This window comes from Streptomyces sp. NPDC041970, from assembly GCF_055588985.1.
In genome coordinates, this window is the sequence record NZ_JBVJCD010000084.1 from 1 (window position 1) to 20,821 (window position 20,821).

The 20,821-nt window shown below is 74.0% G+C and carries 22 protein-coding genes and 1 tRNA gene; 12 read left to right on the top strand and 11 right to left on the bottom strand.

Annotation, left to right across the window (positions count from 1 at the left end):
• Nucleotides 1-157: 157 nt before the first annotated feature.
• Nucleotides 158-808 carry a hypothetical protein gene (locus ACZ6EJ_RS26275; protein ID WP_469270536.1) on the bottom strand — a complete coding sequence of 217 codons (651 nt, stop codon included), beginning with the start codon at nucleotides 806-808 and terminating at the stop codon, nucleotides 158-160.
• 47 nt (nucleotides 809-855) lie between these two features.
• Here ACZ6EJ_RS26275 and ACZ6EJ_RS26280 point away from each other — a divergent pair, with 47 nt between their 5' ends.
• The gene (locus tag ACZ6EJ_RS26280; protein ID WP_469270538.1) at nucleotides 856-1,044 is read left to right on the top strand and encodes a DUF5703 family protein; all 189 of its coding nucleotides are present in this window, start codon (nucleotides 856-858) and stop codon (nucleotides 1,042-1,044) included.
• Between the two features lie 67 nt (nucleotides 1,045-1,111).
• On the opposite strand, the gene ACZ6EJ_RS26285 is transcribed toward ACZ6EJ_RS26280, so the two are convergent.
• From ACZ6EJ_RS26285 to ACZ6EJ_RS26295, 3 genes are all read right to left on the bottom strand, one after another.
• A complete protein-coding gene (locus ACZ6EJ_RS26285) occupies nucleotides 1,112-1,885 on the bottom strand; it encodes a chaplin (RefSeq protein ID WP_469270540.1) in 774 nt (257 codons plus the stop codon).
• A gap of 138 nt (nucleotides 1,886-2,023) precedes the next feature.
• Nucleotides 2,024-2,257 (bottom strand): chaplin ChpH, encoded by a 234-nt coding sequence (gene chpH, locus ACZ6EJ_RS26290; RefSeq protein WP_469270542.1) that lies wholly within the window; start codon nucleotides 2,255-2,257, stop codon nucleotides 2,024-2,026.
• A 152-nt stretch (nucleotides 2,258-2,409) separates the two neighbouring features.
• The gene (locus ACZ6EJ_RS26295) at nucleotides 2,410-3,744 is read right to left on the bottom strand and encodes a M20/M25/M40 family metallo-hydrolase (RefSeq protein ID WP_469270544.1); all 1,335 of its coding nucleotides are present in this window, start codon (nucleotides 3,742-3,744) and stop codon (nucleotides 2,410-2,412) included.
• A gap of 182 nt (nucleotides 3,745-3,926) precedes the next feature.
• Between ACZ6EJ_RS26295 and ACZ6EJ_RS26300 the strand changes: the two genes are divergently transcribed.
• The 3 genes from ACZ6EJ_RS26300 (at nucleotide 3,927) to ACZ6EJ_RS26310 (ending at nucleotide 6,216) form a co-directional block, all read left to right on the top strand.
• Nucleotides 3,927-4,014: transfer RNA gene (locus ACZ6EJ_RS26300), tRNA-Leu, on the top strand.
• A 172-nt stretch (nucleotides 4,015-4,186) separates the two neighbouring features.
• On the top strand, nucleotides 4,187-5,281 hold the full coding sequence (locus ACZ6EJ_RS26305; protein ID WP_469270545.1) for a hypothetical protein: 1,095 nt from the start codon (nucleotides 4,187-4,189) through the stop codon (nucleotides 5,279-5,281).
• Nucleotides 5,278-6,216 (top strand): RluA family pseudouridine synthase, encoded by a 939-nt coding sequence (locus ACZ6EJ_RS26310; protein WP_469270546.1) that lies wholly within the window; start codon nucleotides 5,278-5,280, stop codon nucleotides 6,214-6,216. The genes ACZ6EJ_RS26305 and ACZ6EJ_RS26310 overlap by 4 nt, the downstream gene beginning before the upstream one ends.
• Nucleotides 6,217-6,228: 12 nt before the next feature.
• Here the strand turns inward: ACZ6EJ_RS26310 and ACZ6EJ_RS26315 are convergent, their stop codons facing one another.
• The 3 genes from ACZ6EJ_RS26315 to ACZ6EJ_RS26325 all read right to left on the bottom strand — a co-directional run bounded on the left by ACZ6EJ_RS26315 (nucleotide 6,229) and on the right by ACZ6EJ_RS26325 (nucleotide 8,773).
• A complete protein-coding gene (locus ACZ6EJ_RS26315) occupies nucleotides 6,229-6,858 on the bottom strand; it encodes an MBL fold metallo-hydrolase (RefSeq protein WP_469270547.1) in 630 nt (209 codons plus the stop codon).
• Nucleotides 6,858-7,943 (bottom strand): S-(hydroxymethyl)mycothiol dehydrogenase, encoded by a 1,086-nt coding sequence (locus ACZ6EJ_RS26320; RefSeq protein ID WP_469270549.1) that lies wholly within the window; start codon nucleotides 7,941-7,943, stop codon nucleotides 6,858-6,860. Before ACZ6EJ_RS26320 ends, ACZ6EJ_RS26315 begins: the two co-directional genes overlap by 1 nt.
• Nucleotides 7,944-8,071: 128 nt before the next feature.
• On the bottom strand, nucleotides 8,072-8,773 hold the full coding sequence (locus ACZ6EJ_RS26325; RefSeq protein ID WP_469270550.1) for a FadR/GntR family transcriptional regulator: 702 nt from the start codon (nucleotides 8,771-8,773) through the stop codon (nucleotides 8,072-8,074).
• 130 nt (nucleotides 8,774-8,903) lie between these two features.
• Here ACZ6EJ_RS26325 and ACZ6EJ_RS26330 point away from each other — a divergent pair, with 130 nt between their 5' ends.
• Both ACZ6EJ_RS26330 and ACZ6EJ_RS26335 read left to right on the top strand, forming a co-directional pair.
• The gene (locus ACZ6EJ_RS26330) at nucleotides 8,904-9,413 is read left to right on the top strand and encodes a gluconokinase (protein ID WP_469270552.1); all 510 of its coding nucleotides are present in this window, start codon (nucleotides 8,904-8,906) and stop codon (nucleotides 9,411-9,413) included.
• A gap of 13 nt (nucleotides 9,414-9,426) precedes the next feature.
• Entirely contained in the window at nucleotides 9,427-10,824 is a 1,398-nt protein-coding gene (locus tag ACZ6EJ_RS26335) for a GntP family permease (protein ID WP_469270554.1), read from the top strand.
• 77 nt (nucleotides 10,825-10,901) lie between these two features.
• On the opposite strand, the gene ACZ6EJ_RS26340 is transcribed toward ACZ6EJ_RS26335, so the two are convergent.
• Complete coding sequence (locus ACZ6EJ_RS26340; RefSeq protein WP_469270556.1) at nucleotides 10,902-12,473, bottom strand: APC family permease; 1,572 nt, start codon at nucleotides 12,471-12,473, stop codon at nucleotides 10,902-10,904.
• 52 nt (nucleotides 12,474-12,525) lie between these two features.
• Complete coding sequence (locus tag ACZ6EJ_RS26345) at nucleotides 12,526-13,494, bottom strand: hypothetical protein (RefSeq protein WP_469270557.1); 969 nt, start codon at nucleotides 13,492-13,494, stop codon at nucleotides 12,526-12,528.
• 204 nt (nucleotides 13,495-13,698) lie between these two features.
• On the opposite strand from ACZ6EJ_RS26345, the gene ACZ6EJ_RS26350 reads away from it, so the two are divergent.
• Complete coding sequence (locus ACZ6EJ_RS26350; protein WP_469270558.1) at nucleotides 13,699-14,142, top strand: ASCH domain-containing protein; 444 nt, start codon at nucleotides 13,699-13,701, stop codon at nucleotides 14,140-14,142.
• Between the two features lie 98 nt (nucleotides 14,143-14,240).
• Here the strand turns inward: ACZ6EJ_RS26350 and ACZ6EJ_RS26355 are convergent, their stop codons facing one another.
• Complete coding sequence (locus ACZ6EJ_RS26355; protein WP_469270560.1) at nucleotides 14,241-15,899, bottom strand: FAD-binding dehydrogenase; 1,659 nt, start codon at nucleotides 15,897-15,899, stop codon at nucleotides 14,241-14,243.
• Nucleotides 15,900-16,038: 139 nt separating this feature from the next.
• On the opposite strand from ACZ6EJ_RS26355, the gene ACZ6EJ_RS26360 reads away from it, so the two are divergent.
• The 3 genes from ACZ6EJ_RS26360 to ACZ6EJ_RS26370 are packed head-to-tail and all read left to right on the top strand — an operon-like array spanning nucleotide 16,039 to nucleotide 17,275.
• Nucleotides 16,039-16,572: an NUDIX domain-containing protein gene (locus ACZ6EJ_RS26360; RefSeq protein WP_469270561.1), complete on the top strand. Its 534-nt coding sequence runs from the start codon at nucleotides 16,039-16,041 to the stop codon at nucleotides 16,570-16,572.
• A complete protein-coding gene (locus tag ACZ6EJ_RS26365) occupies nucleotides 16,569-16,964 on the top strand; it encodes a YidH family protein (protein WP_469270563.1) in 396 nt (131 codons plus the stop codon). Before ACZ6EJ_RS26360 ends, ACZ6EJ_RS26365 begins: the two co-directional genes overlap by 4 nt.
• On the top strand, nucleotides 16,961-17,275 hold the full coding sequence (locus ACZ6EJ_RS26370; protein ID WP_469270564.1) for a DUF202 domain-containing protein: 315 nt from the start codon (nucleotides 16,961-16,963) through the stop codon (nucleotides 17,273-17,275). Before ACZ6EJ_RS26365 ends, ACZ6EJ_RS26370 begins: the two co-directional genes overlap by 4 nt.
• Nucleotides 17,276-17,414: 139 nt before the next feature.
• On the opposite strand, the gene ACZ6EJ_RS26375 is transcribed toward ACZ6EJ_RS26370, so the two are convergent.
• Nucleotides 17,415-18,350, bottom strand: coding sequence for an NADP-dependent oxidoreductase (locus ACZ6EJ_RS26375; RefSeq protein ID WP_469270566.1), 936 nt, complete (start codon nucleotides 18,348-18,350; stop codon nucleotides 17,415-17,417).
• A 133-nt stretch (nucleotides 18,351-18,483) separates the two neighbouring features.
• Between ACZ6EJ_RS26375 and ACZ6EJ_RS26380 the strand changes: the two genes are divergently transcribed.
• The gene (locus ACZ6EJ_RS26380; RefSeq protein WP_469270567.1) at nucleotides 18,484-19,503 is read left to right on the top strand and encodes a phosphotransferase family protein; all 1,020 of its coding nucleotides are present in this window, start codon (nucleotides 18,484-18,486) and stop codon (nucleotides 19,501-19,503) included.
• 2 nt (nucleotides 19,504-19,505) lie between these two features.
• The gene (locus tag ACZ6EJ_RS26385; RefSeq protein WP_469270569.1) at nucleotides 19,506-20,720 is read left to right on the top strand and encodes an acyl-CoA dehydrogenase family protein; all 1,215 of its coding nucleotides are present in this window, start codon (nucleotides 19,506-19,508) and stop codon (nucleotides 20,718-20,720) included.
• Nucleotides 20,721-20,821: the final 101 nt, after the last annotated feature.

Here is a 20,821-nt window from a genome sequence, read left to right on the forward strand (position 1 = left end):
TCTCCCCCCAGCGGCACACGCCCCGGCCCCCCCCCCCCTCTCCCCTCCCCCCCCCCCCCCCCCCCCCCCCCCCCCCCCCCCCCCCCCCCCCCCCCCCCCCCCCCCCCCCCCCCCCCCCCCCCCCCCCCCCCCGCGTCCGGTGCGGAAGGCGACGGGGTCAGGCGCCGCCCGCCGACGGCCCGGCGTCGTCGTCCGGATCGTCCTCCTCGTCGAAGACCGCGCTGACGTCGAAACGGCACACCACCAGCTCCGGGTCGGCGTCCTCGAACGGGGCCACCAGCCACTCCCCCGGCTCCGCGAGCGCGTCAGCGGCCGAGACCCAGAGCGTGGAGTCGCCCTCCTCCAGGCCGAACTCCTTGTGCCGGGAGGCGATCTCGTCCGGCTCGTACTCCCCGAAGAGCACGCCGAGCGCGGCATGGACGCTGGAGCCGACCACCGGGGCCGTGCCCGGTCCCGCGTCGAGGTCGGCCAGGCGCTGGGCCTGGGCCAGGAGGCGCGGGGGCTCCACGACGGCGTAGTCGCGCCGGATCAGGACGCTGAGGGCGCTGGGCTCCGCGGGGCCGGCGTAGGGCGGCAGGGAGTCGTCCGCGGCGGGGATCTCGAAAGGGGTGACCTCGTCGTGGCGCTCGTAGAGGAGTTCGTCGTAGACCTCGGCGGCAGCGGCAAGGGCGTTGAACGCCTCGTAGACGGCGGGGTCGTCGTCCCCGGTACGGCGTTCGACCGCGCCGAGGTGACGGTCGATCGCGGCTTTGACCGCTTCGGCGGCGGCACGTACCTCGGCAGCGGTGGGCTGCGCAGCATCAGACATAGTGCAGACGCTATCCGTACCGGGGCGGTGCCCGCACAATAGATGCGATGCCGGAATACGAATTCATCGACGTGTACGTGCCGCGCGGGGTGTCCCGCAGCGAAGCGGCCCGCCTGCTGACCGACCACGCCGAGTACGGACACTGGGAGCTGGACCGCCTGACGCGGCGCCTGGACGGCAGCCGCCGGGTGCGGCTGCGCAGACGGATCATCCGCCAGCTCCGGGCCACCTGGTGACGGTCGGCGGGCCCCGCGCTCGCGGAGCCCGCCGCCGTCGCCGTACGCCGGTGGCGCGCGCCCGATGTCAGGCGGCGTCGCGGGTGCGGCGGTAGAGGACCGAGCCCATGCCGGCCACCAGCAGTCCGGCGCCGGCCGGGATGATCACGTCGAGCCCGCCCGAGCCGGTCTGCGCGAGCTGCTCGTGCGGGAGGACCTGCGGCTCGGGGGCGTTCGGCCGGGGCGGACGGGCGGTCGGCGGCTCGACCGGCTTCTCCGGCGTGACCGGCGGGACCTCCGGCCGCTCGGGCGGCGGGGGCGGGATCTCGGCGTTGACGCACTCGTTGCCGAAGACGGGGTTCAGCAGTCCGCCGACGGTGACGCCGTTGCCGCACACGTTCACCGGGACGTGGATCGGGACGGCGACGTGGTTGCCGGAGAGGACGCCGGGCGAGCCCTGTGCGACCCCTTCCGCCGAGGCGCCGCCGCCGGTGGCCCGGTGGTCCGCGCCCGGCCCCGCGTGCCGGTCCGCGGCGTCGGCGCCGCCCGCCCGCGCGCCGTTTCCGGGGCCGCCGTCGGCCGCGGGGGACCCCGGTCCGGCGGACCGGTCGGACGGTGCTGATCCGTTTCCGCAGCCGTTCCCGGTCACGGGGTTGAGCAGTCCGCCGACGCTGACGCCGTTGCCGCACACGTTCACCGGGATGTCGATCGGGACCTGGATCGAGTTGCCGGACAGCACCCCCGGCGAGCCGGACGCGGTGCCGGACGCCCCGGAGTCGGCGTGGGCGTAGCCGCTGCCGAGCGCGAGGACCCCGCCCGCCGCCGCCATGGTGATCAGGCCTTTACGAGTGACCTGTCGCATAGGTTCGTTCCCTGCCTTCTGCCTTCCGAAAAACCCCCGGACATGACCGTGCGGGAGCCGAATGCCGAACGGTCCCGGAGTGCATGGAGTGCACTCCGGGACCGGACGAGCTCAACCCTTACGGGTCGACGTGCAACGTCACGCGTTGACGCAGGTGTTGCCGAAGGCGGGGTTCAGCAGACCGATCACGGAGATCGTGTTGCCGCACACGTTGATCGGCACGTGGATCGGGACCTGCACGACGTTGCCGGAAAGCACGCCGGGGCTGCCGATGGCGGCACCCTGGGCGCCCGCGTCGGCGGAAGCCATGCCCGCACCCGCGAGAACGAGGCCACCCGTAGCAGCCGCAACTGCGACGACCTTCTTGATCATGATTCCTCCTAGTGGGAAATGCGGCCCCAGCCGCGGACCGCAAACCTTGTAACGAGGAGGAGATGGCGGAGCTACGTGTAAACAGCTCGTTTCACTCGTTCGGACATATTCGTACAGCCGGACTAATCAGTGCGGAGGCAGGGGCGGGCGGGTCAGGAGTGGTCGATGAACCGGTCGAGCACCCGCACGCCGAACTGCAGACCGTCCACCGGGACCCGTTCGTCCACGCCGTGGAACATCCCGGCGAAGTCCAGCTCCGGCGGCAGCTTCAGCGGCGCGAAGCCGAAGCCCCGGATGCCCAGGTCGTCGAAGGACTTCGCGTCGGTCCCGGCCGACAGCATGTACGGGACGGCCCGGGCGATCGGGTCCTCGGCCACCAGCGCGGTCTGCATGGCGTCCACCAGGGCTCCGTCGAACGTGGTCTCCAGCGCCTTGTCCGCGTGCACGTCCTCGCGCCGGACGTTCGGGCCGAGCAGCCGGTCCAGGTCGGCCAGGAACTCCTCCTCGTACCCCGGCAGGTAGCGGCCGTCGACGTGGGCGGTCGCCTGGCCGGGGATGACGTTGACCTTGTAGCCCGCGCCGAGCTGCGTGGGGTTGGCGGTGTTCTGGAGGGAGGCCCCGATCAGCTTGGCGATGCCGCCCAGCTTGGCCAGCGTCCCGTCCATGTCCTCCGGGTCCAGCTCGGTGCCCAGCGCGTCGGACAGCTCGTCCAGGAAGTGCCGCAGCGTCTTGGTGACCCGCACCGGGAACTTGTGCCGCCCCAGCCGCCCGACGGCCTCCGACAGCTCCGTGATGGCGTTGTCCTTGTGGATCATCGAACCGTGCCCGGCGGTGCCGTCCACGGTGAGCTTCATCCAGTGCATCCCCTTCTGGGCGGTCTCCACCAGATACAGGCGCAGGTTCTCGTTGACGGTGAAGGAGAAGCCGCCGACCTCGCTGATCGCCTCGGTGACGCCCTCGAACAGCTCCGGATGGTTGTCCACGAGGTAGCGGGCCCCGTACGTGCCGCCGGCCTCCTCGTCCGCGAGGAAGGCCAGCACGATGTCGCGCGGGGGCTTGCGGCCGGTGCGCATCCGCTCCCGGACGACCGCGAGGGTCATCGCGTCCATGTCCTTCATGTCGACGGCGCCCCGGCCCCAGACGCATCCGTCCGCGATCTCGCCGGAGAAGGGGTCGTGCGTCCAGTCCGCCGCGTTGGCCGGGACGACGTCGGTGTGCCCGTGGATGAGCAGCGCCGGCCGGGAGGGGTCCTCGCCCTCGATCCGGGCGACCGTGGAGGCGCGCCCCTTGTGCGACTCGAAGATCCGCGGCTCCAGGCCGACCTCCGCGAGCTTCTCCGCGACGTACTCGGCCGCGCACCGCTCGCCGGGGCCGGAGTGGTCGCCGTAGTTGCTGGTGTCGATCCTGATCAGGTCGCGACAGAGGTCCACGACCTCCCTCTCGGCGTCGCCGCCGGTGACGGTCCGGTCCGTGCTGCTCTCGCTCACGCTGGTTCCTTCCACTGTCGCTGCGGTGCTCCCGCCCATCCTCCCGCGCCGCGGGCCCGCGCCCAAGGCCGCCCGCCCTCCGTCACGCGGCGTTCACAGCCATCGGCGTGATCGAGCACCCCTGAATGTTTGCTATGGTTTTCCACGTCGGAACGGGCCAGGGCCCGTGCGACAGACACCTTGTCCGGGTGGCGGAATGGCAGACGCGCTAGCTTGAGGTGCTAGTGCCCTTTATCGGGCGTGGGGGTTCAAGTCCCCCCTCGGACACCAGCGAAAACCCCAGGTCACCTGGGGTTTTCTGCGTTTTCGCCCCCACCGGCGCCGGGCGCCCCGGACGCCGACGCGCGTGGCGCGGGCCGCTCGGGGAGCCGCCCTCCGGGACACTGGCCGGTGGTCGCCGCGGGGTGCGCGGCAAGGTCCGCGCGCAGGGGGAAGGACGGGAATGGTCACTCGCAGAGGGTTCATCGACGGGATGTCGGCGGCCGGCGCCGCGGCGTGCCTGGGGGCCGCCCCGTCCGCCGCCGCCACCGCCCCCGCGGGCGCCTCGGGCGCCGAGGCGGAGGCCCGTGACGCGATCCGGGCGGTCAACGCCGGGATGCGGGCGAACTACGCGGCGCTGAAGTCCGCGCTGATCGGCCGTCTGGGCCCGGTGATCGTCGTCCAGAACGACGCCACCGGCGGCAGGTTCACGCTCGTCCGCGGCGACGGCCGGCGGGAGACCGCCAATCCGGTGCCCGAGCTGTTCGAGCTGGCGAAGTCGATCGCCCACGCCCCCCAGGGGATCTTCTCGACCGTCGCCGCCCATCTGGACGACCGGGTGCCCAACGTCCCCAACGCCGCTCGCATCGACCCCCACGACCTGGACATGGTCGCCTCCGCGAGGGCCGGGTCGCACGGCTGGATCAGCCCGCTCCAGGAGTACGCCGCCACGCTCGCCACCGCCCGCGCACGGCTGGGGAGGGCCGCTCTGCCCCAGGGGCTGGAAGACGCCTGCCGGACGATCCTGGACGGGGCGCTCGCGTTCGTCCGCGCCTCGGTGCGCGACCGGGCCTTCGACCTGGCGTCCTTCCAGGACTTCTCCGGCAGGGCGTACCCCGCCGTCCGCACCACCATGGAGTACGCGGCCGCGGCGCAGATCCACGGCGTGGAAGGGCTCATGCGCAGGTGGCGGGGGGTCGTCGGGGAGGAGGCGTGGAAGGACCTGTACACGGTCGTGCTGTCGATCTGGACGACGTCCGAGCTGAACCAGGCGTCGATCATCGTCCGGCGCTGCATGAACCCGGCGAAGGTCGCCACCCATCTGATCGACCTGCCGACCGTGGAGATCCCGCGCGACCCGGTCTTCGTCGCCCTGGACAACCTCGCCCGGATCGTCCAGGACAACGTCTCCGCCGAGGCGGTCCTGCCCGGCGACCCGGTGGTCGCGGACGCCTTCAAGGGCAAGGAGGACCTGCTCTCCGTGGAGATCCTGCGCCGGCTCGGGGAGTCGGGCGGCGGGTCCGCCTGCCCGGTCCGCGGCGGGGCGGCGCGGGCATGAGGGGCCGCCGGGGAGCGGTGGGGGCTCCGCTCCCCCAGCGGGACGGGATCGACGCGGTGCGGGTGCGGTTGCCCGAGGACGCGGAGGGGCGCTGGGGGTCGGTCGGGGAGCATCTGGCGGCGCGGTTCGGCGGGGCGATCGGGGCGGCGCGGGTGGCGGCGATGCTCGACGCGGGCCGGTTCGTGGGGGCGGACGGCGAGGCGGTGCGGGGCGAGGAGCCGTACGCCGCCGGGCGCTGCCTCTGGTTCCACCGGGACTTCGCGCCCGAGGAGCCGGTGCCCTTCCCGGTGGGGGTGGTGTACCGGGACGCGCATGTGGTGGTCGCGGACAAGCCGCACTTCCTGGCGACCACGCCGCGGGGGCGGCACGTCACCGAGACCGCGGTGGCCCGGCTCCGGCGGGAGCTGGGGCTGCCCGCGCTGCAGCCCGCGCACCGGCTGGACCGGCTGACCGCGGGGCTGGTGCTCTTCGTGGTGCGGCCCGAGGAGCGGGGCGCGTACCAGACGCTGTTCCGGGACCGGCTGGTGCGCAAGGAGTACGAGGCGGTGGCCCCGTACGACCCGGAGCTGGCCCTGCCCCGGACCGTGCGGAGCCGGATCGTGAAGGAGCGCGGGGTGCTCGCGGCGCGTGAGGAGCCGGGCGAGGCCAACAGCGAGAGCCGGGTGGAGCTGGTGGAGCGGCGGGGCGGGCTGGGGCGGTACCGGCTGCTGCCGGCGACCGGGCGGACGCACCAACTGCGGGTCCACATGAACGCGCTGGGGGCGCCGATCCTCCACGATCCGCTGTATCCGGTGGTGGAGCCGGAGGGGGCGGTGGAGGACTTCTCCCGGCCGTTGCAGTTGCTGGCGCGGGTGCTGGAGTTCACCGACCCGGTCGGTGGAGAGCCGCGCCGCTTCGAGAGCGGGCTGCGGCTCTCCGCCTGGCCGGAGGGGTGACGTGCGCGGTCCTCAGTGGCCGCGCTCGATCCAGTCGCCGAGTCGCGGGGCCTCCGCGCCGATCGTGGTGGAGTCGCCGTGGCCGGTGCGCACGGCGGTGGCGCCCGGCAGGGTGAGCAGCCGGTCCCGGATCGAGTCGATGATCGTCGGGAAGTGCGAGAAGGACCGGCCGGTGGCGCCGGGGCCGCCCTGGAAGAGCGTGTCGCCGGTGAAGACGGTGGCGAGGGCGGGGGCGTGGAGGCAGACCGCGCCGGGGGCGTGGCCGGGGGTGTGCAGGACGGTGAGGGTGGCGCCGGCGACCTCCAGCTCCTGGCCGTCGGCCAGTTCGCCGTCGGGGGCGCGGTCCGGGTGGGTCTGCCGCCACAGCGGCAGGTCGTCCGGGTGGAGCAGGATCGGCGCGCCGGTGGCGTCCGCGAGGGCGGGGGCGGCGTCGATGTGGTCGTTGTGCGCGTGGGTGCAGACGATGGCGCGCAGCGTGCGGCCGCCGAGGGCGGCCTCGATGGCGGCGGCGTCGTGGGCGGCGTCGATGACGATCGCCTCGCTGTCGTCGCCGACGATCCAGACGTTGTTGTCGACGTCCCAGGTGCCGCCGTCGAGCGTGAAGGCGCCGGAGGTGACCAGGTGGTCGATGCGCGCGGCCATCAGAGGACCACCACCGAGCGCAGGACGTCGCCGTCGTGCATCCGGGCGAAGGCCTGCTCGACGTCGCCGAGGCCGATCGTCTCGGTGACGAAGGCGGCCAGGTCCAGGCGGCCCTGCTGGTGCAGGTCGATGAGCATGGGGAAGTCGCGGGAGGGCAGGCAGTCGCCGTACCAGGAGGACTTGAGCGAGCCGCCGCGGCCGAAGACGTCCAGCAGGGGCAGTTCGAGGGTCATCTCCGGGGTGGGGACGCCGACCAGGACGACCGTGCCGGCGAGGTCGCGGGCGTAGAACGCCTGCCGGTAGGTCTCGGGGCGGCCGACGGCCTCGATGACGACGTCCGCGCCGTGGCCGCCGGTGAGGCCGCGGATGGCCTCGACGGGGTCGGTGGTGCGGGAGTTGACGGTGTGGGTGGCGCCCATCCTCCTGGCCGTCTCCAGCTTGCGGTCGTCGATGTCGACCGCGATGATCCTCGCCGCGCCGGCCAGGCGCGCACCGGCGACGGCCGCGTCGCCGACGCCGCCGCAGCCGATGACGGCCACCGAGTCGCCCCGGCCGACCTGGCCGGTGTTGATGGCGGCGCCGATGCCGGCCATGACGCCGCAGCCCAGCAGCCCGGCCACGGCCGGGGAGACCTCCGGGTCGACCTTGGTGCACTGGCCGGAGGCGACGAGGGTCTTCTCGGCGAACGCGCCGATGCCGAGCGCGGGCGACAGCTCGGTGCCGTCCAGCAGCGTCATCCTCTGCTTCGCGTTGTGGGTGTCGAAGCAGTACCAGGGGCGGCCGCGCAGACAGGCTCGGCACTGGCCGCACACGGCGCGCCAGTTGAGGACGACGAAGTCGCCGGGGGCGACGTCCGTGACGCCTTCGCCGACCGACTCCACGACGCCCGCGGCCTCGTGGCCGAGGAGGAAGGGGAAGTCGTCGTTGATGCCGCCCTGCTTGTAGTGCAGGTCGGTGTGGCAGACGCCGCACGCCTGGATCCGGACGACGGCCTCGCCCGGACCGGGGTCCGGGACCACGATCGTCTCGACCCGCACCGGCTCGTTCTTTCCCGGTGCGACGACTCCTTGCACCTGCTGCGCCATAACCGTGCTCTCCCTGCTCCTGGGCTCCGCGAAGATCGAACGCGAACAACCGTACGTCCCCGGAGGGTGTCACGGCGCCGCGCCGCGAGGGGGCCGCGCCGGTCCCGTACGCCCGTGCGGGGGAGGGTCTACGGGGCCAGGACGTCCAGCTCGTGCAGGGCGCCGGCCGCGATCTCCTTGGTGAGCCGCTCGGCGGCCTCCGGGTCGCCCTCGCGGACCGCCTCGGCGAGCCGGACGTGCAGGGTGACGGCGGCCGGGTCGGGGTCCTCGAACATCACCTGGTGGTGGGTGCGGCCCGCGAGGACCTCGGCGACGACGTCCCCGAGGCGGGCGAACATCTCGTTGCCGGAGGCGTCGAGGACGATGCGGTGGAAGGCGACGTCGTGTTCGAGGTAGCCCTCCAACTGCTGGCCGCGCGAGGTGGCGACCATGCCGAGGGCGCGTTCGGTGAGGGCGGCGCACTGCTCGGCGGTGGCGTGGCGGGCGGCGAGGGCCGCGGCGACCGGCTCGATCGCGGAGCGCAGCACGGTGAGGGAGCGGAGCTGGCGGGGGCGGTCGGCGCCGGCCAGCCGCCAGCGGATGACCTGGGGGTCGTAGACGTTCCAGGTCTCGGTGGGGCGGACGGTCACCCCGACGCGGCGGCGCGAGGCGACCAGGTGCATCGACTCCAGGACCCGGACCACCTCGCGGACGACGGTGCGGGAGACGTCGAAGCGCCGGGCGAGCTCGTCGGTGCGCAGGACGCCGCCCGGAGGGAACCGGCCGGAGCAGATCTCCAGACCCAGGGTGTCCAGCACATGCGTATGCAGCCCCTGGCTCCGTGCGGTCATGGCCTCAGCTTACGGGGCGGCCTCCCCGGGCGAAAAGTACGACGTTTACATCACATCCTCTTGAATACGTCGTACCTCATAGGTTTCAGTAGCGCGACGGACCGATGTCGAAGAAGACAGCGAGGCACCCATGAGCACCCCCCACGTCGTCGTGGTGATGGGCGTAGCAGGAACCGGCAAGACCACGATCGGTCCCCTGCTCGCCGCCGAACTCGGCGTTCCCTACGCCGAGGGCGATGACTTCCATCCCCCGGCCAACATCGCCAAGATGTCGGCGGGCACCCCCCTGGACGACGAGGACCGCCGCCCCTGGCTGGACGCGATCGGCCGGTGGGCCCACGGTCGGGCGGGGCTCGGCGGGGTGGTCTCCAGTTCGGCGCTGAAGCGGATCTACCGCGACCGCCTGCGGGCCGGGGCGCCCGGCGCCGTCTTCCTCCACCTGACCGGCGACCGGGCGCTGATCGAGGAGCGGATGACGGAGCGCAAGGGGCACTTCATGCCCACCGCGCTGCTCGACTCCCAGTTCGCCACGTTGGAGCCGCTCCAGGCCGACGAGGCCGGGGTGAGCGTCGACGTGTCCGGCACTCCCGAGGAAATCACCCAGCGAGCCGTCGCCGCGCTGCGCCGGCTCGACAGCTAGAAGGATCATCACCGTGACCAGTCTCAGCGTCGAGATGCTGGCAGCGGACGCCGCCGAACCGATCACCTCGGCCGGCAACGCCCAGTTGGGCATCGCCGTCCTGGCGGGCATCGCCGTCATCGTCCTTCTCATCACCAAGCTCAAGACCCACGCGTTCCTGGCTCTGACCATCGGCTCGCTCGCGCTCGGCTCCTTCGCGGGGGCGGCGCCGGTCGACACGATCGCCAGCTTCACCGCGGGGCTCGGCTCCACCGTCTCGGGCGTGGGCGTCCTCATCGCGCTCGGCGCCATCCTGGGCAAGCTGCTCGCCGACTCCGGCGGCGCCGACCAGGTCGTCGACACCATCCTGGCGAAGGCGCACGGGCGGGTCATGCCGTGGGCGATGGTGCTGATCGCCTCGATCATCGGGCTGCCGCTGTTCTTCGAGGTCGGGATCGTGCTGATGATCCCGGTGGTGCTGCTCGTCGCCAAGCGCGGCGACTACTCCCTGATGCGGATCGGCATCCCGGCCCTGGCCGGGCTCTCGGTGATGCACGGGCTCATCCCGCCGCACCCCGGCCCGCTGGTCGCGATCGACGCCCTCGACGCCAACCTCGGCGTGACGCTGGCGCTCGGCGTGCTGGTCGCCGTCCCGACCGTGGTCATCGCCGGTCCGCTGTTCTCCCGCTACGCCGCGCGCTGGGTGGACGTGAAGCCGCCGGAGAACCTGGTCCCGCAGCGTCCGTCCGAGGACCTGGACCGCCGCCCGAGCTTCGGCGCGACGCTGGCGACCATCCTGCTGCCGGTCGCGCTGATGCTGGTCAAGGCGTTCGTCGAGATCGTCGTGGACGACCCCGACGACGGCGTCCAGCGCGTCACCGACGTGATCGGCTCGCCGCTGATCGCGCTGCTCGCGGCCGTCCTGGTCGGGATGTTCACCCTCGGCCGGGCCGCCGGGTTCACCAAGGACCGGATCTCCGCGACCGTGGAGAAGTCCCTCGCCCCGATCGCCGGGATCCTGCTGATCGTCGGCGCGGGCGGCGGCTTCAAGCAGACGCTGATCGACGCCGGCGTGGGCCGGATGATCCTGGACTTCTCGGAGGACTGGTCGATCCCCGCCCTGCTGCTCGGCTGGCTCATCGCGGTCGCGATACGCCTCGCCACGGGCTCGGCCACGGTCGCCACCATCTCCGCCGCCGGTCTGGTCGCCCCGCTGGCCGCCGACATGTCCACCTCGCACGCGGCCCTGCTGGTCCTCGCCGTCGGGGCCGGTTCGCTCTTCTTCAGCCACGTCAACGACGCGGGGTTCTGGCTGGTGAAGGAGTACTTCGGGATGGACGTCGGCCAGACGGTCAAGACCTGGTCGGTGATGGAGACCCTCATCTCCGTGGTCGCCATGGCCTTCATCCTGCTGCTGTCGCTGGTGTTGTAGCGGCGGCCCCGGCCGCTCCCGTACGAGAACGCGCCCTCCCGGTGACACCGGCGGGGGCGCGTTCCCCGTACGGGGGCTCAGCGGCCGGCGGACCGGCTCTCGGCCGCCTTCTCCAGCCGGAACGCCTCGTTGCCGAGGCCGATACGGGCGTGCACCTCGGGCTTGACCGAGCGCAGGACCGCCCCGTACACGAGCCCGCCGACCAGGGCGAGGCCGATCACGCCGGGCAGCAGCCAGTGGAGGGTGGAGCCGGGGCCGGAGCCGACGAGGACGTCGAAGTCGCGGACGGTGAAGAAGGCGATCGACAGCAGCGCGAGCCCGGCGAGGGCGGAGGCGACCAGCCGCGGCGCCTGCGCGCGGCCCGCGCCGCGCTTGACGAAGAACGCGATGACGGCGAAGGAGGCGGCCGCCATCAGCAGGATGATGCCGAGCGCCCCGACGTTGCCCATCCAGGTGAACAGGCGCAGGACCGGGGCGGTGGGGTCGCCGACCGGGCGGTCGTCGGTGAGGGCGAAGGCGAGCACGATCACGACGGAGAGGGCGGACTGGAGCATCGAGCCGGTGCCGGGGGCGCCGCTGGCCCGGTTGGTGCGGCCGAACCGGGCCGGCAGCAGCCCCTCGCGGCCCATCGCGAACGCGTAGCGGGCGACCACGTTGTGGAAGCTGAGGAGCGCCGCGAACATCCCGGTGACGAAGAGGACGTGCAGCACGTCGGTGAACGTGGAGCCGAGCCGCGCCTCGGTGAGGCTGAACAACATGCCGGGGCCCTCCTTGAGGGAGGTGTCGGCGACGAAGCCGGGTCCGGCGGCGACGGTCACGGCCCAGGAGCTGACGGCGAGGAACAGCGCCGCGTAGCCGACCGCGAGGAACATCACGCGGGACACCACGATCTGCGGGCGGCTGGTCTCCTCGGCGTACACGGGGGCCTGCTCGAAGCCGACGAACGCGGCGATGCAGAAGCAGAGCGCGGTGCCGAGGCCCGCCCCGGCCAGGGTCTCCGGGTTGAAGGCGTGCAGCGACAGCCCCTCGGGGCCCGGCTTGCTCACGGCGGCGATGTCGAAGACGACGACGAGGGCGCACTCGATGGCGAGCAGGACGCCGAGCACCTTCGCGTTGAGGTCGATCTTCAGCCAGCCCAGGACGCCGACCACGACGACCGAGACGAGGGCGGGCACCCACCACCGCACGTCGATGTCGAGGTAGGTGGCGAAGATGCCGGAGATCTCGAAGCCGAGGATGCCGTAGATGCCGACCTGCATCGCGCTGTACGCCACCAGCGCCACGAGCGACGCGCCGGCCCCGGCGGTCGGCCCGAGGCCGCGTGCGATGTACGCGTAGAAGGCGCCGGCGTTGTGGACGTGCCGGCTCATCTCCGCGTAGCCGACGCTGAAGAGGATCAGGACGGCGCCGAGGATGATGTAGAGCAGGGGCTGGCCGATGACGCCCATCACGCCGAAGACCGTGGGCATCACCCCCGCGACGACCATCAGGGGGGCGCTGGCCGCGACCACCGAGAGGAGCAGGCCGGTGGTGCCGAGGCGGTCGGCGCGCAGGGCGCGTTCGGTGCCCTTGTAGGTCGTGATCCCGCCGGTGCCGCTCATCGCTCTCGGGGCCTCGGTGTCACTGGAGTACGAACTGCCCGTCGACATGGCGGGGTGGTCCCTTCTTCGGAGGTGGCGTTTTCCGGTGTTCCGGCACGGGTCACGGCGCGCCGAGCGCGTAGGTGCGGGCGGCGGCGAACGCGGCGTAGGGCTCGTGGCCGCCGTACGACCAGGGCTCGGCGGTGGCGTGCGGGCCGATGCGGTGGAACAGCGCCGCGGCCTCGGCGGGCCGGCCCTCGCACACCTTGGCGTGGGCGAGGAAGTTGAGGTCGACGCGGTGGCGGGGATGGTCCTCCCGGCCCCACTCCAGCCACCAGTCGAAGGCGGTCTTCATCACCTGGCGGGCCCGGCGCCCCGACCAGTGGCCGGACTCGGCCGGGTCGTCGGGCTCGACGCCGGCGGCGACCAGGACGCGGTAGCGCTCGGCGTGGGCGACGACCGGGAGCACCGCCAGCGGGGAGTCGGCGGGGGCCTGCTCGGCGGCCCAGGAGGCGAAGTCGTACACCTCGTGGAGCGGGTCCTGGCCGCTCTCGGGGCGGCTCTCGGCCAGCAGGCCGGTCATCACGTGATGGGCGTGGTGGTGCTCGGGGTGGCGGGAGCGCACCTCCTCGAAGAGCCGGCCGCTCTCGTCGCCGCCCGCGCGGAGCCGGTCCAGCAGGAGCAGGGCGAGCCAGGGCGTGGGGTCCTCGGGGGTGAGCCGGGCGGCGGCCAGGCAGGTCTCCCGAGCGCGGGCGGCGTCGCCGGCGCGGGCCTTGGGGCGCAGGGCGCGGGCGACGGCGGCGCACCCCAGGAGGGCGGCCGCGTCCGTGCTCTCGGGTTCGACGAGGAGCCAGTCGCCGGCCCAGTCGAGGGCGGACGGGGTCTCGGCGAGGGACAGGAGCCGGTGGCCCCGGCGGTCCCAGTCCCGCCCGGTGGCCGCCAGCAGGGCGCGGGCGTCGGCCCATCTGCCCTGGGCGAGCTGGGCGCGCGCGTCGATGAGTTCGAGGTCGTCGAGGGCCGTGTCGAAGGCGTGGTCCGGTCGGCCGCCCCGACGGCGGGAGCGGCCCAGGGGCGGCGGGGGCGGGGACATGCCGCAGACTTCTTTCGACGCGGTGTGCGAGCGGATGATCGCGCACAGCAAACCGGCAGCCCGTGCCCCGCGTCAAGGGCGATCACACGTCAACTGCCCGGAAACGCGGAAGAGTTGGCTTGTTCTGGGCGTATCGAGCCGCCGCCGGGGCGGACCGGGAGCGGGCCTGGGCGGCGCGCCGGGCCCGCCTGCGACACTGGCGGGATGGAGCACCGCGAACCCTTGAAGCCCTTCCTGCTGGCCTTCCCCGGCCCCCTGCGGGACCGCCTGGTGGCGGCCGTCCTCTCCGGCGAGAAGGTCTCCACCACCGGCCTGCTGGCCGAATACGAGCTGGAGGACGAGGAGTTGCCGCCGGTGGGCGAGCGCTCCGCGCTGATCGACTCCGCCGGCCGGGAGGTGGCCGTGGTGGAGGTGACCGGCGTACGGGTGCTGCCGCTGGGCTCGGTCGACCTGGGCCATGTGCGGGACGAGGGCGAGGGGCACACGTCGGTGGCCGAGTGGCGGGCGGCGCACGAGGCGTTCTGGCACGGCGCGGAGATGCGGGAGGCGATGGGGGACGCGGAGTTCACGGTGGACGACGGGACGATGGTCGTGGCGGAGCGGTTCCGGGTGGTCGAGCGCTGGGAGCCGCCGACGGCCGCCGGGTGAGGCCCCGGCCCGGTACGGGCGCCGCGGGCGCGGCGCGAGCCGGACCGGCCCGCACCGGTCGGGGGCGCACCGGTCGGGGGCGATCAGGCCGGGGGCGATCAGGCCGTGGCGTGGGCGGCGGCCCGCCCGGCGGCCCGGCCGGAGAAGAGGCAGCCGCCCAGGAACGTGCCCTCCAGCGAGCGGTAGCCGTGGACGCCGCCGCCGCCGAAGCCCGCCGCCTCCCCCGCCGCGTACAGGCCGGGCAGCACGTCGCCCCCGGCGGTCAGGACACGGGAGGACAGGTCCGTCTCCAGGCCGCCCAGGGACTTGCGGGTGAGGATGTTGAGGCGGACGGCGATCAGCGGGCCCGCCGCCGGGTCGAGGATGCGGTGCGGCCTCGCCGTGCGGATGAGGCGGTCCCCCAAGTAGGCGCGGGCCCCCCGGACGGCGGTGACCTGGAGGTCCTTGGTGAAGGGGTTGGCGATCTCACGGTCGCGGGCGGTGATCTCGCGGCGCAGGCTCTCCTCGTCGATGAGGTCGTCCCCCGTGACCGCGTTCATGCCGCGCACCAGTGCGCCGAGGTCCTTCTCGACGACGAAGTCCGCCCCGTGGTCCATGAACGCCTTGACCGGCGCGGGCACGTCCGCGCGGGCGCGGCCGATCACGTCGCGGACCGACTTGCCGGTCAGGTCCGGGTTCTGCTCGGAGCCGGAGAGCGCGAACTCCTTGCCGATGATGCGCTGGTCGAGCACGAACCAGGTGTGGTCGTGGCCGGAGCGCATGATGTGCTCCAGGGTGCCGAGCGTGTCGAAGCCGGGGAAGAGCGGGACGGGCAGCCGCCTGCCGCGGGCGTCCAGCCAGAGCGACGAGGGGCCGGGCAGGATGCGGATGCCGTGCCGGGCCCAGATCGGGTTCCAGTTCTCGATGCCCTCGGTGTAGTGCCACATCCGGTCGCGGTTGATGTGGTGGGCGCCCGCCTTCTCCGCGATGCCGAGCATCAGCCCGTCGACGTGCGCGGGGACCCCGGAGAGCATCTTCTCGGGCGGGGCGCCGAGGCGCGCGGGCCACTGGGCGCGGACCAGGTCGTGGTTGCCGCCGATGCCGCCGGAGGTGACGACGACCGCCTGGGCCCTCAGCTCGAAGACGCCGGTGACCTCCCGGCTGCTGGCCGCGCCGCGGGCGGCGCCGCTGGGCTCCAGGATCTCGCCGGTGACGGTGTCCAGCGTCCCGGCGGTGCGGGCGAGGCCGGTGACCCGGTGGCGGAACCGCAGGTGGACCAGGCCCCTGGCGACGCCCTCGCGCACCCGCCGCTCGAAGGGGGCGACGACGCCGGGGCCGGTGCCCCAGGTGATGTGGAAGCGGGGCACGGAGTTGCCGTGGCCGTTCGCGTCGTAGCCGCCGCGCTCCGCCCAGCCGACGACCGGGAAGATCCGCAGTCCCTGCCGGTGCAGCCAGGAGCGCTTCTCCCCGGCGGCGAAGTCGACGTACGCCTCGGCCCATCGGCGCGGCCAGCGGTCCTCCCGCTCCCGGTCGAAGCCGGCCGTGCCGAACCAGTCCTGGAGGGCCAGCTCCGGGCTGTCCTTGATCCGCAACCGGCGCTGTTCGGGCGAGTCGACGAGGAAGAGGCCGCCGAAGGACCAGTGGGCCTGGCCGCCGATGGACTGCTCGGGCTCCTGGTCGAGGACGATCACCGAGCGTCCGGCCTCGGCCAGTTCGGCGGCGGCGACGAGCCCCGCGAGCCCCGCCCCGATCACGATCACGTCAGCGTCGTACGCCATGGTTTCCATCCTGTCGGGGAGGCTCGGGAAGCACGGGCACGGCCGGAAGGGCTCCGCGGGCGGTCGTGTCGCCCGTGCGTCCGATCTTGGGTACCGGCCGCTGCCACGTCAACCGTCCGGGTGCGGTTGGATGGGCCGCATGACGCCCTCGGAGGAGATTCTGGACATCGTCGACGAGAACGACGAGGTGGTGGGGACGGCCACGCGGGGGGAGGCGACCGCGCGGAGGCTGCGCCACCGCTGCGTGTTCGTGGAGGCGCGGGACGCCGAGGGGCGCGTGTTCGTCCACCGCCGCACGCCGACCAAGCTGGTCTTCCCCTCGTTCCACGACATGTTCGTCGGCGGGGTGGTGGGGGCGGGCGAGTCGTACGACGAGGCGGCGCTGCGCGAGGCGGAGGAGGAGCTGGGGGTCTCGGGGCTCCCCCGGCCGGAGCCGCTGTTCCGGTTCCTGTACACCAGCGCCGAGCACACCTGGTGGTCCGCCGTCTACCAGGTGCGGTGCGAGCTTCCGGTCGCCCCGCAGGCCGAGGAGGTCGCCTGGCACGCCTTCCTCGACGGGGCGGAGCTGGAGCGCCGCCTGGACGAGTGGAGCTGGGTGCCCGACGGCCTGGAGGCGTACCGGCGGCTGCGGGCGTTCCGGCGCTCGGCGGGCGGAGCGGACGCGCCCCGGTGAGGGGGTTCGTGCGGACCGTGCGCCTGTGGGGTGCGCCGCGGCGCGTCCGGGAGGAGGGGAAGACGCCCGACTACCGGTTCTCGCTGGCCAACGAGCGGACCTTCCTCGCCTGGATCCGGACGTCCCTGGCCCTGATCGGCGGCGGGTTCGCCGTGGACCAGTTCCTGCCGGAGCTGGTGTGGGGCATGGGGACGGGGCTCGCCCTGGGGCTGCTGGCCGCCGGGGTGCTCTGCGCGCTGTGGGCGGTCGACCACTGGGTGCGGTGCGAGCTGGCGATGCGGCGCGGGGAGGACCTGCCCCTGTCGCGGTTCCCGACGCTGTTGAGCCTCCTGGTCGCGGCCGCCGCCGTGGCGATGGCGGTGGTGGTCCTCCTCGACCGGCGGGGCCGGTGACCGGTGCGCGGGGCCGGGACCCCGGACTCCAGCCCGAGCGGACCCGGTTGGCTTGGCAGCGCACCGCGTTGTCGGCCACGGTGGTGGCGCTGCTCGCGGGGCGGCGGGCGCTGCTCGACGGGGCGGACCCGGTCGCCCTGCTCGCGGCGGCGCTCGGCGGGGCGGCCTGGCTGGGGCTCCTGCGGACGGCCCGCCGACGGGGCGCGGCCATGGCGGTGGCGCGGCCCGCGGCCCTGGCGCCGCGCGGCGCCGCGGCGGCCGCGCTGTGCACGGTGGCGCTGGGGGTGTGCGCGGCGGCGATGGTCCTGTGAGGGCCCGGCCCGTACGGCCGCCGGCCTGCGGCGGGGGAGCCGCCCGTACGGCGGCGGGTCCGGCGTCCGTACGGGCGGCGCCCCGGCGGCCGGTGGGCCGCCGCTCGTGCGCCGGGACCGGCCCGCGACGGGCGGGCCGTCAGCTCTCCCAGTCCACCGTCACCACGATCTTGCCGCGGGTGCGCCCCTCCTCGTTCAGCCGGTACGCCTCGGCCGCCCGCTCCAGCGGGAAGACCCGGTCCACATGGATGGTGACGACGCCCTCGTCGGCCAGCTCCGCCAGCCGGGTCAGGTCCGCCGCGTCGGGGCGGACGAAGGCGTAGCGGCCGCCGTAGGCCAGCACCTCGCTGTCGGCGATGGAGGCGAGCCGGCCGCCCGGTGCGAGGGTCTGCGCCGAGGCCCGCAGCGCGTCGCCGCCCACCGTGTCGAAGGCGGCGTCGACGCCCTCGGGGGCCAGCTCCCGCAGCCGGTCGACGAGGCCCTCGCCGTACTCCACGGGCTCCGCGCCGAGGTCGCGCAGGTAGGCGTGGTTGCGGGCGCTCGCGGTGCCGATGACCCGGCAGCCGGAGTGCCGGGCGAGCTGGACGGCGAGCGAGCCGACGCCGCCGGCCGCCGCGTGGACCAGGACCGTGTCGCCCTCGCGGACCTCCAGGGTGCGGTGCAGCACCTGGTACGCGCTCAGCCCGGCCAGGGGCAGGCCCGCGGCCTCCTCGAAGCCGAGGCGCAGCGGCTTGCGGGCGAGGGTCCGCACGGGGGCGGCGACGTACTCGGCGAACGTGCCGCGCGAGAGGAAGTCCTCGCGCACATAGCCGATGACCTCGTCCCCCACCGCGAACTCGTCGACGGCGACGCCGGGTTGGACGACCACCCCGGAGACGTCCCAGCCGGGGATCACCGGGAAGACCGCGTCGAGGCCGCTTCGCAGATAGCCCTCGCGGGCCTTCCAGTCCACCGGGTTCACCGCGGCCGCCCGCACCTTCACCAGGACCGAGTCGGGGCCGACCTTGGGCTCGGGCCGCTCGCCGTACTCCAGGACGTCGGCGGAACCGTACGCGCTGTAGCTGATCGCCTTCATTCCTCGACCTTCGGCGCGGACCGGGCCCCGCGCAACTCAGGGCCGCGGGTTGCGGCGGGCCACCGGGGGTGGACGACATACCGACTGGTCGGCATGATGGGCCGGACCCGTCCCGTCGCCCGGAGGTGCACCCATGAGCCCACACCCGCCAGGTCTCGACCCGCAGGCGCTGCGCCGCCGCCTCGACCACGAGCGGCCGGGGCTGGTGAGCGGCCCCCTCGCGGCGCGCCTGATCGAGGGCGGCCGCTCGAACCTCACGTACGCCGTCACGGACGGGACGGACCGGTGGGTGGTGCGCCGGCCGCCGCTCGGGCACGTGCTGGCCACCGCGCACGACATGCGGCGCGAGCACCGGGTGATCAGCGCCCTGCACCCCACGGCCGTGCCGGTACCGCGGCCGGTGCTGCTCTGCGAGGACGAGACGGTGCTCGGGGCGCCGTTCTACGTGATGGAGTACGTGGAGGGCACCCCGTACCGCACCGCCGAGCAGCTCGCCCCGCTGGGCCCCGAGCGCACCCGTGCGGCGGTCCTCGGCCTGGTGGACGCCCTGGTGGACCTGCACGCCGTGGACCCGGCGGCGGTGGGGCTCGCGGACTTCGGACGGCCCGACGGCTTCCTGGAGCGGCAGTTGCGGCGCTGGGGCAGGCAACTGGACGCCTCCCGCGGCCGCGCGCTGGCCGGCGTCGACGAGCTGCACGCCGCGCTCGGCCGCGAGCTGCCCCGCTCCCCCGCCCCCGCGGTCGTCCACGGCGACTACCGCCTCGACAACGTCCTGCTCGGCCCCGACGACCGGATCAGGGCCGTCCTGGACTGGGAGATGTCCACGCTCGGCGACCCGCTGACCGACCTCGGGCTGCTGGTGATGTACAGCTCCGACCTGGCGCTGCCCGGCTCGCCCGTCTCCACCACCAGCGGCGCGGCCGGCCACCCGGCCCCCGCCGAGCTGGTCGAGCGCTACGCGGCCCGCTCGGGCCGGGACGCCTCCGCCATCGCCTGGTACACCGCCTTCGCCTGGTTCAAGCTCGCCGTGATCCTGGAGGGCATCCACTACCGCTACACCCTCGGCCAGACCGTCGGCGCCGGGTTCGACCGGATCGGCGACCTCGTCCCCGTCTTCATCGAGCACGGCCTCACCACCCTCCAGGAAGGCTGACCATGGACTTCGCGTTCGACGCCCGCACCGAGGAGCTGCGGGGCAGGCTGCTCGCCTTCATGGACGAGCACGTGTACCCGGCCGAGCCGGTGGCCGAGGAGCAGCGGGCCCTGCTCGCCTCGCCGTGGCAGACCCCGCGGGTCGTACGGGAGCTGAAGGCCGAGGCCCGCCGGCAGGGCCTGTGGAACCTCTTCCTGCCCGACGCGGAGTACGGGGCCGGGCTGACGAACCTCCAGTACGCGCCGCTCGCGGAGATCACCGGGCGCTCCCCGCACCTCGCGCCGACCGCGCTGAACTGCGCCGCCCCGGACACCGGCAACATGGAGGTGCTGGCCCAGTTCGGCACCGCCGAGCAGCGGAGGCGGTGGCTGGAGCCGCTGCTCGCCGGGGAGATCCGCTCCGCGTTCGCGATGACGGAGCCCGACGTGGCGTCCTCGGACGCGACCAACATCGAGACCCGGATCGTCCGGGACGGCGGGGAGTACGTCCTCAACGGCCGCAAGTGGTACATCTCCGGGGCCATGAACCCGGACTGCGCGGTCTTCGTCGTGATGGGCAAGACCGATCCGGACTGCGGCGACCCGCGCCGGCAGCAGTCGATGGTCCTGGTGCCCCGCGACGCGCCGGGGGTGGAGGTGCGGCGCGCGATGCGGGTGTACGGGTACGAGGACCACGCGCACGGCGGCCACGCCGAGGTGGTCTTCCACGACGTGCGGGTGCCCGTGGCCGACCTGGTCGGGGAGGAGGGCGGCGGCTTCGCCATCGCGCAGGCCCGGCTGGGTCCGGGGCGGATCCACCACTGTATGCGGCTGATCGGGATGGCGGAGCGGGCCATCGAGCTGATGTGCCGGCGGGCGGTGGACCGTACGGCGTTCGGCCGGCCGCTCGCCGACCAGGGCGTCGTGCGGAACTGGATCGCGGACGCGCGGGTCGCGGTGGAGCAGGTGCGGCTGCTGGTGCTGAAGACGGCCTGGCTGATGGACACGGTGGGCAACAGGGGCGCGCACACGGAGATCCAGGCCATCAAGATCGCCACGCCCCGCGCGGTGGTGGACATCCTGGACGCGGCGGTGCAGTTGCACGGCGCGGGCGGGGTGGGCCAGGACTTCCCGCTGGCGGAGCTGTGGGCGGCGGCGCGCACGCTGCGGCTCGCGGACGGGCCGGACGAGGTGCACCAGCGGTCGCTGGCCCGGCGGGAGATCCAGCGGTACCTCTGAACGGGCGGTGGGGGGGGGGGGGGGGGGGGGGGGGGGGGGGGGGGGGGGGGGGGGGGGGGGGGGGGGGGGGGGGGGGGGGGGGGGGGGGGGGGGGGGGGGGG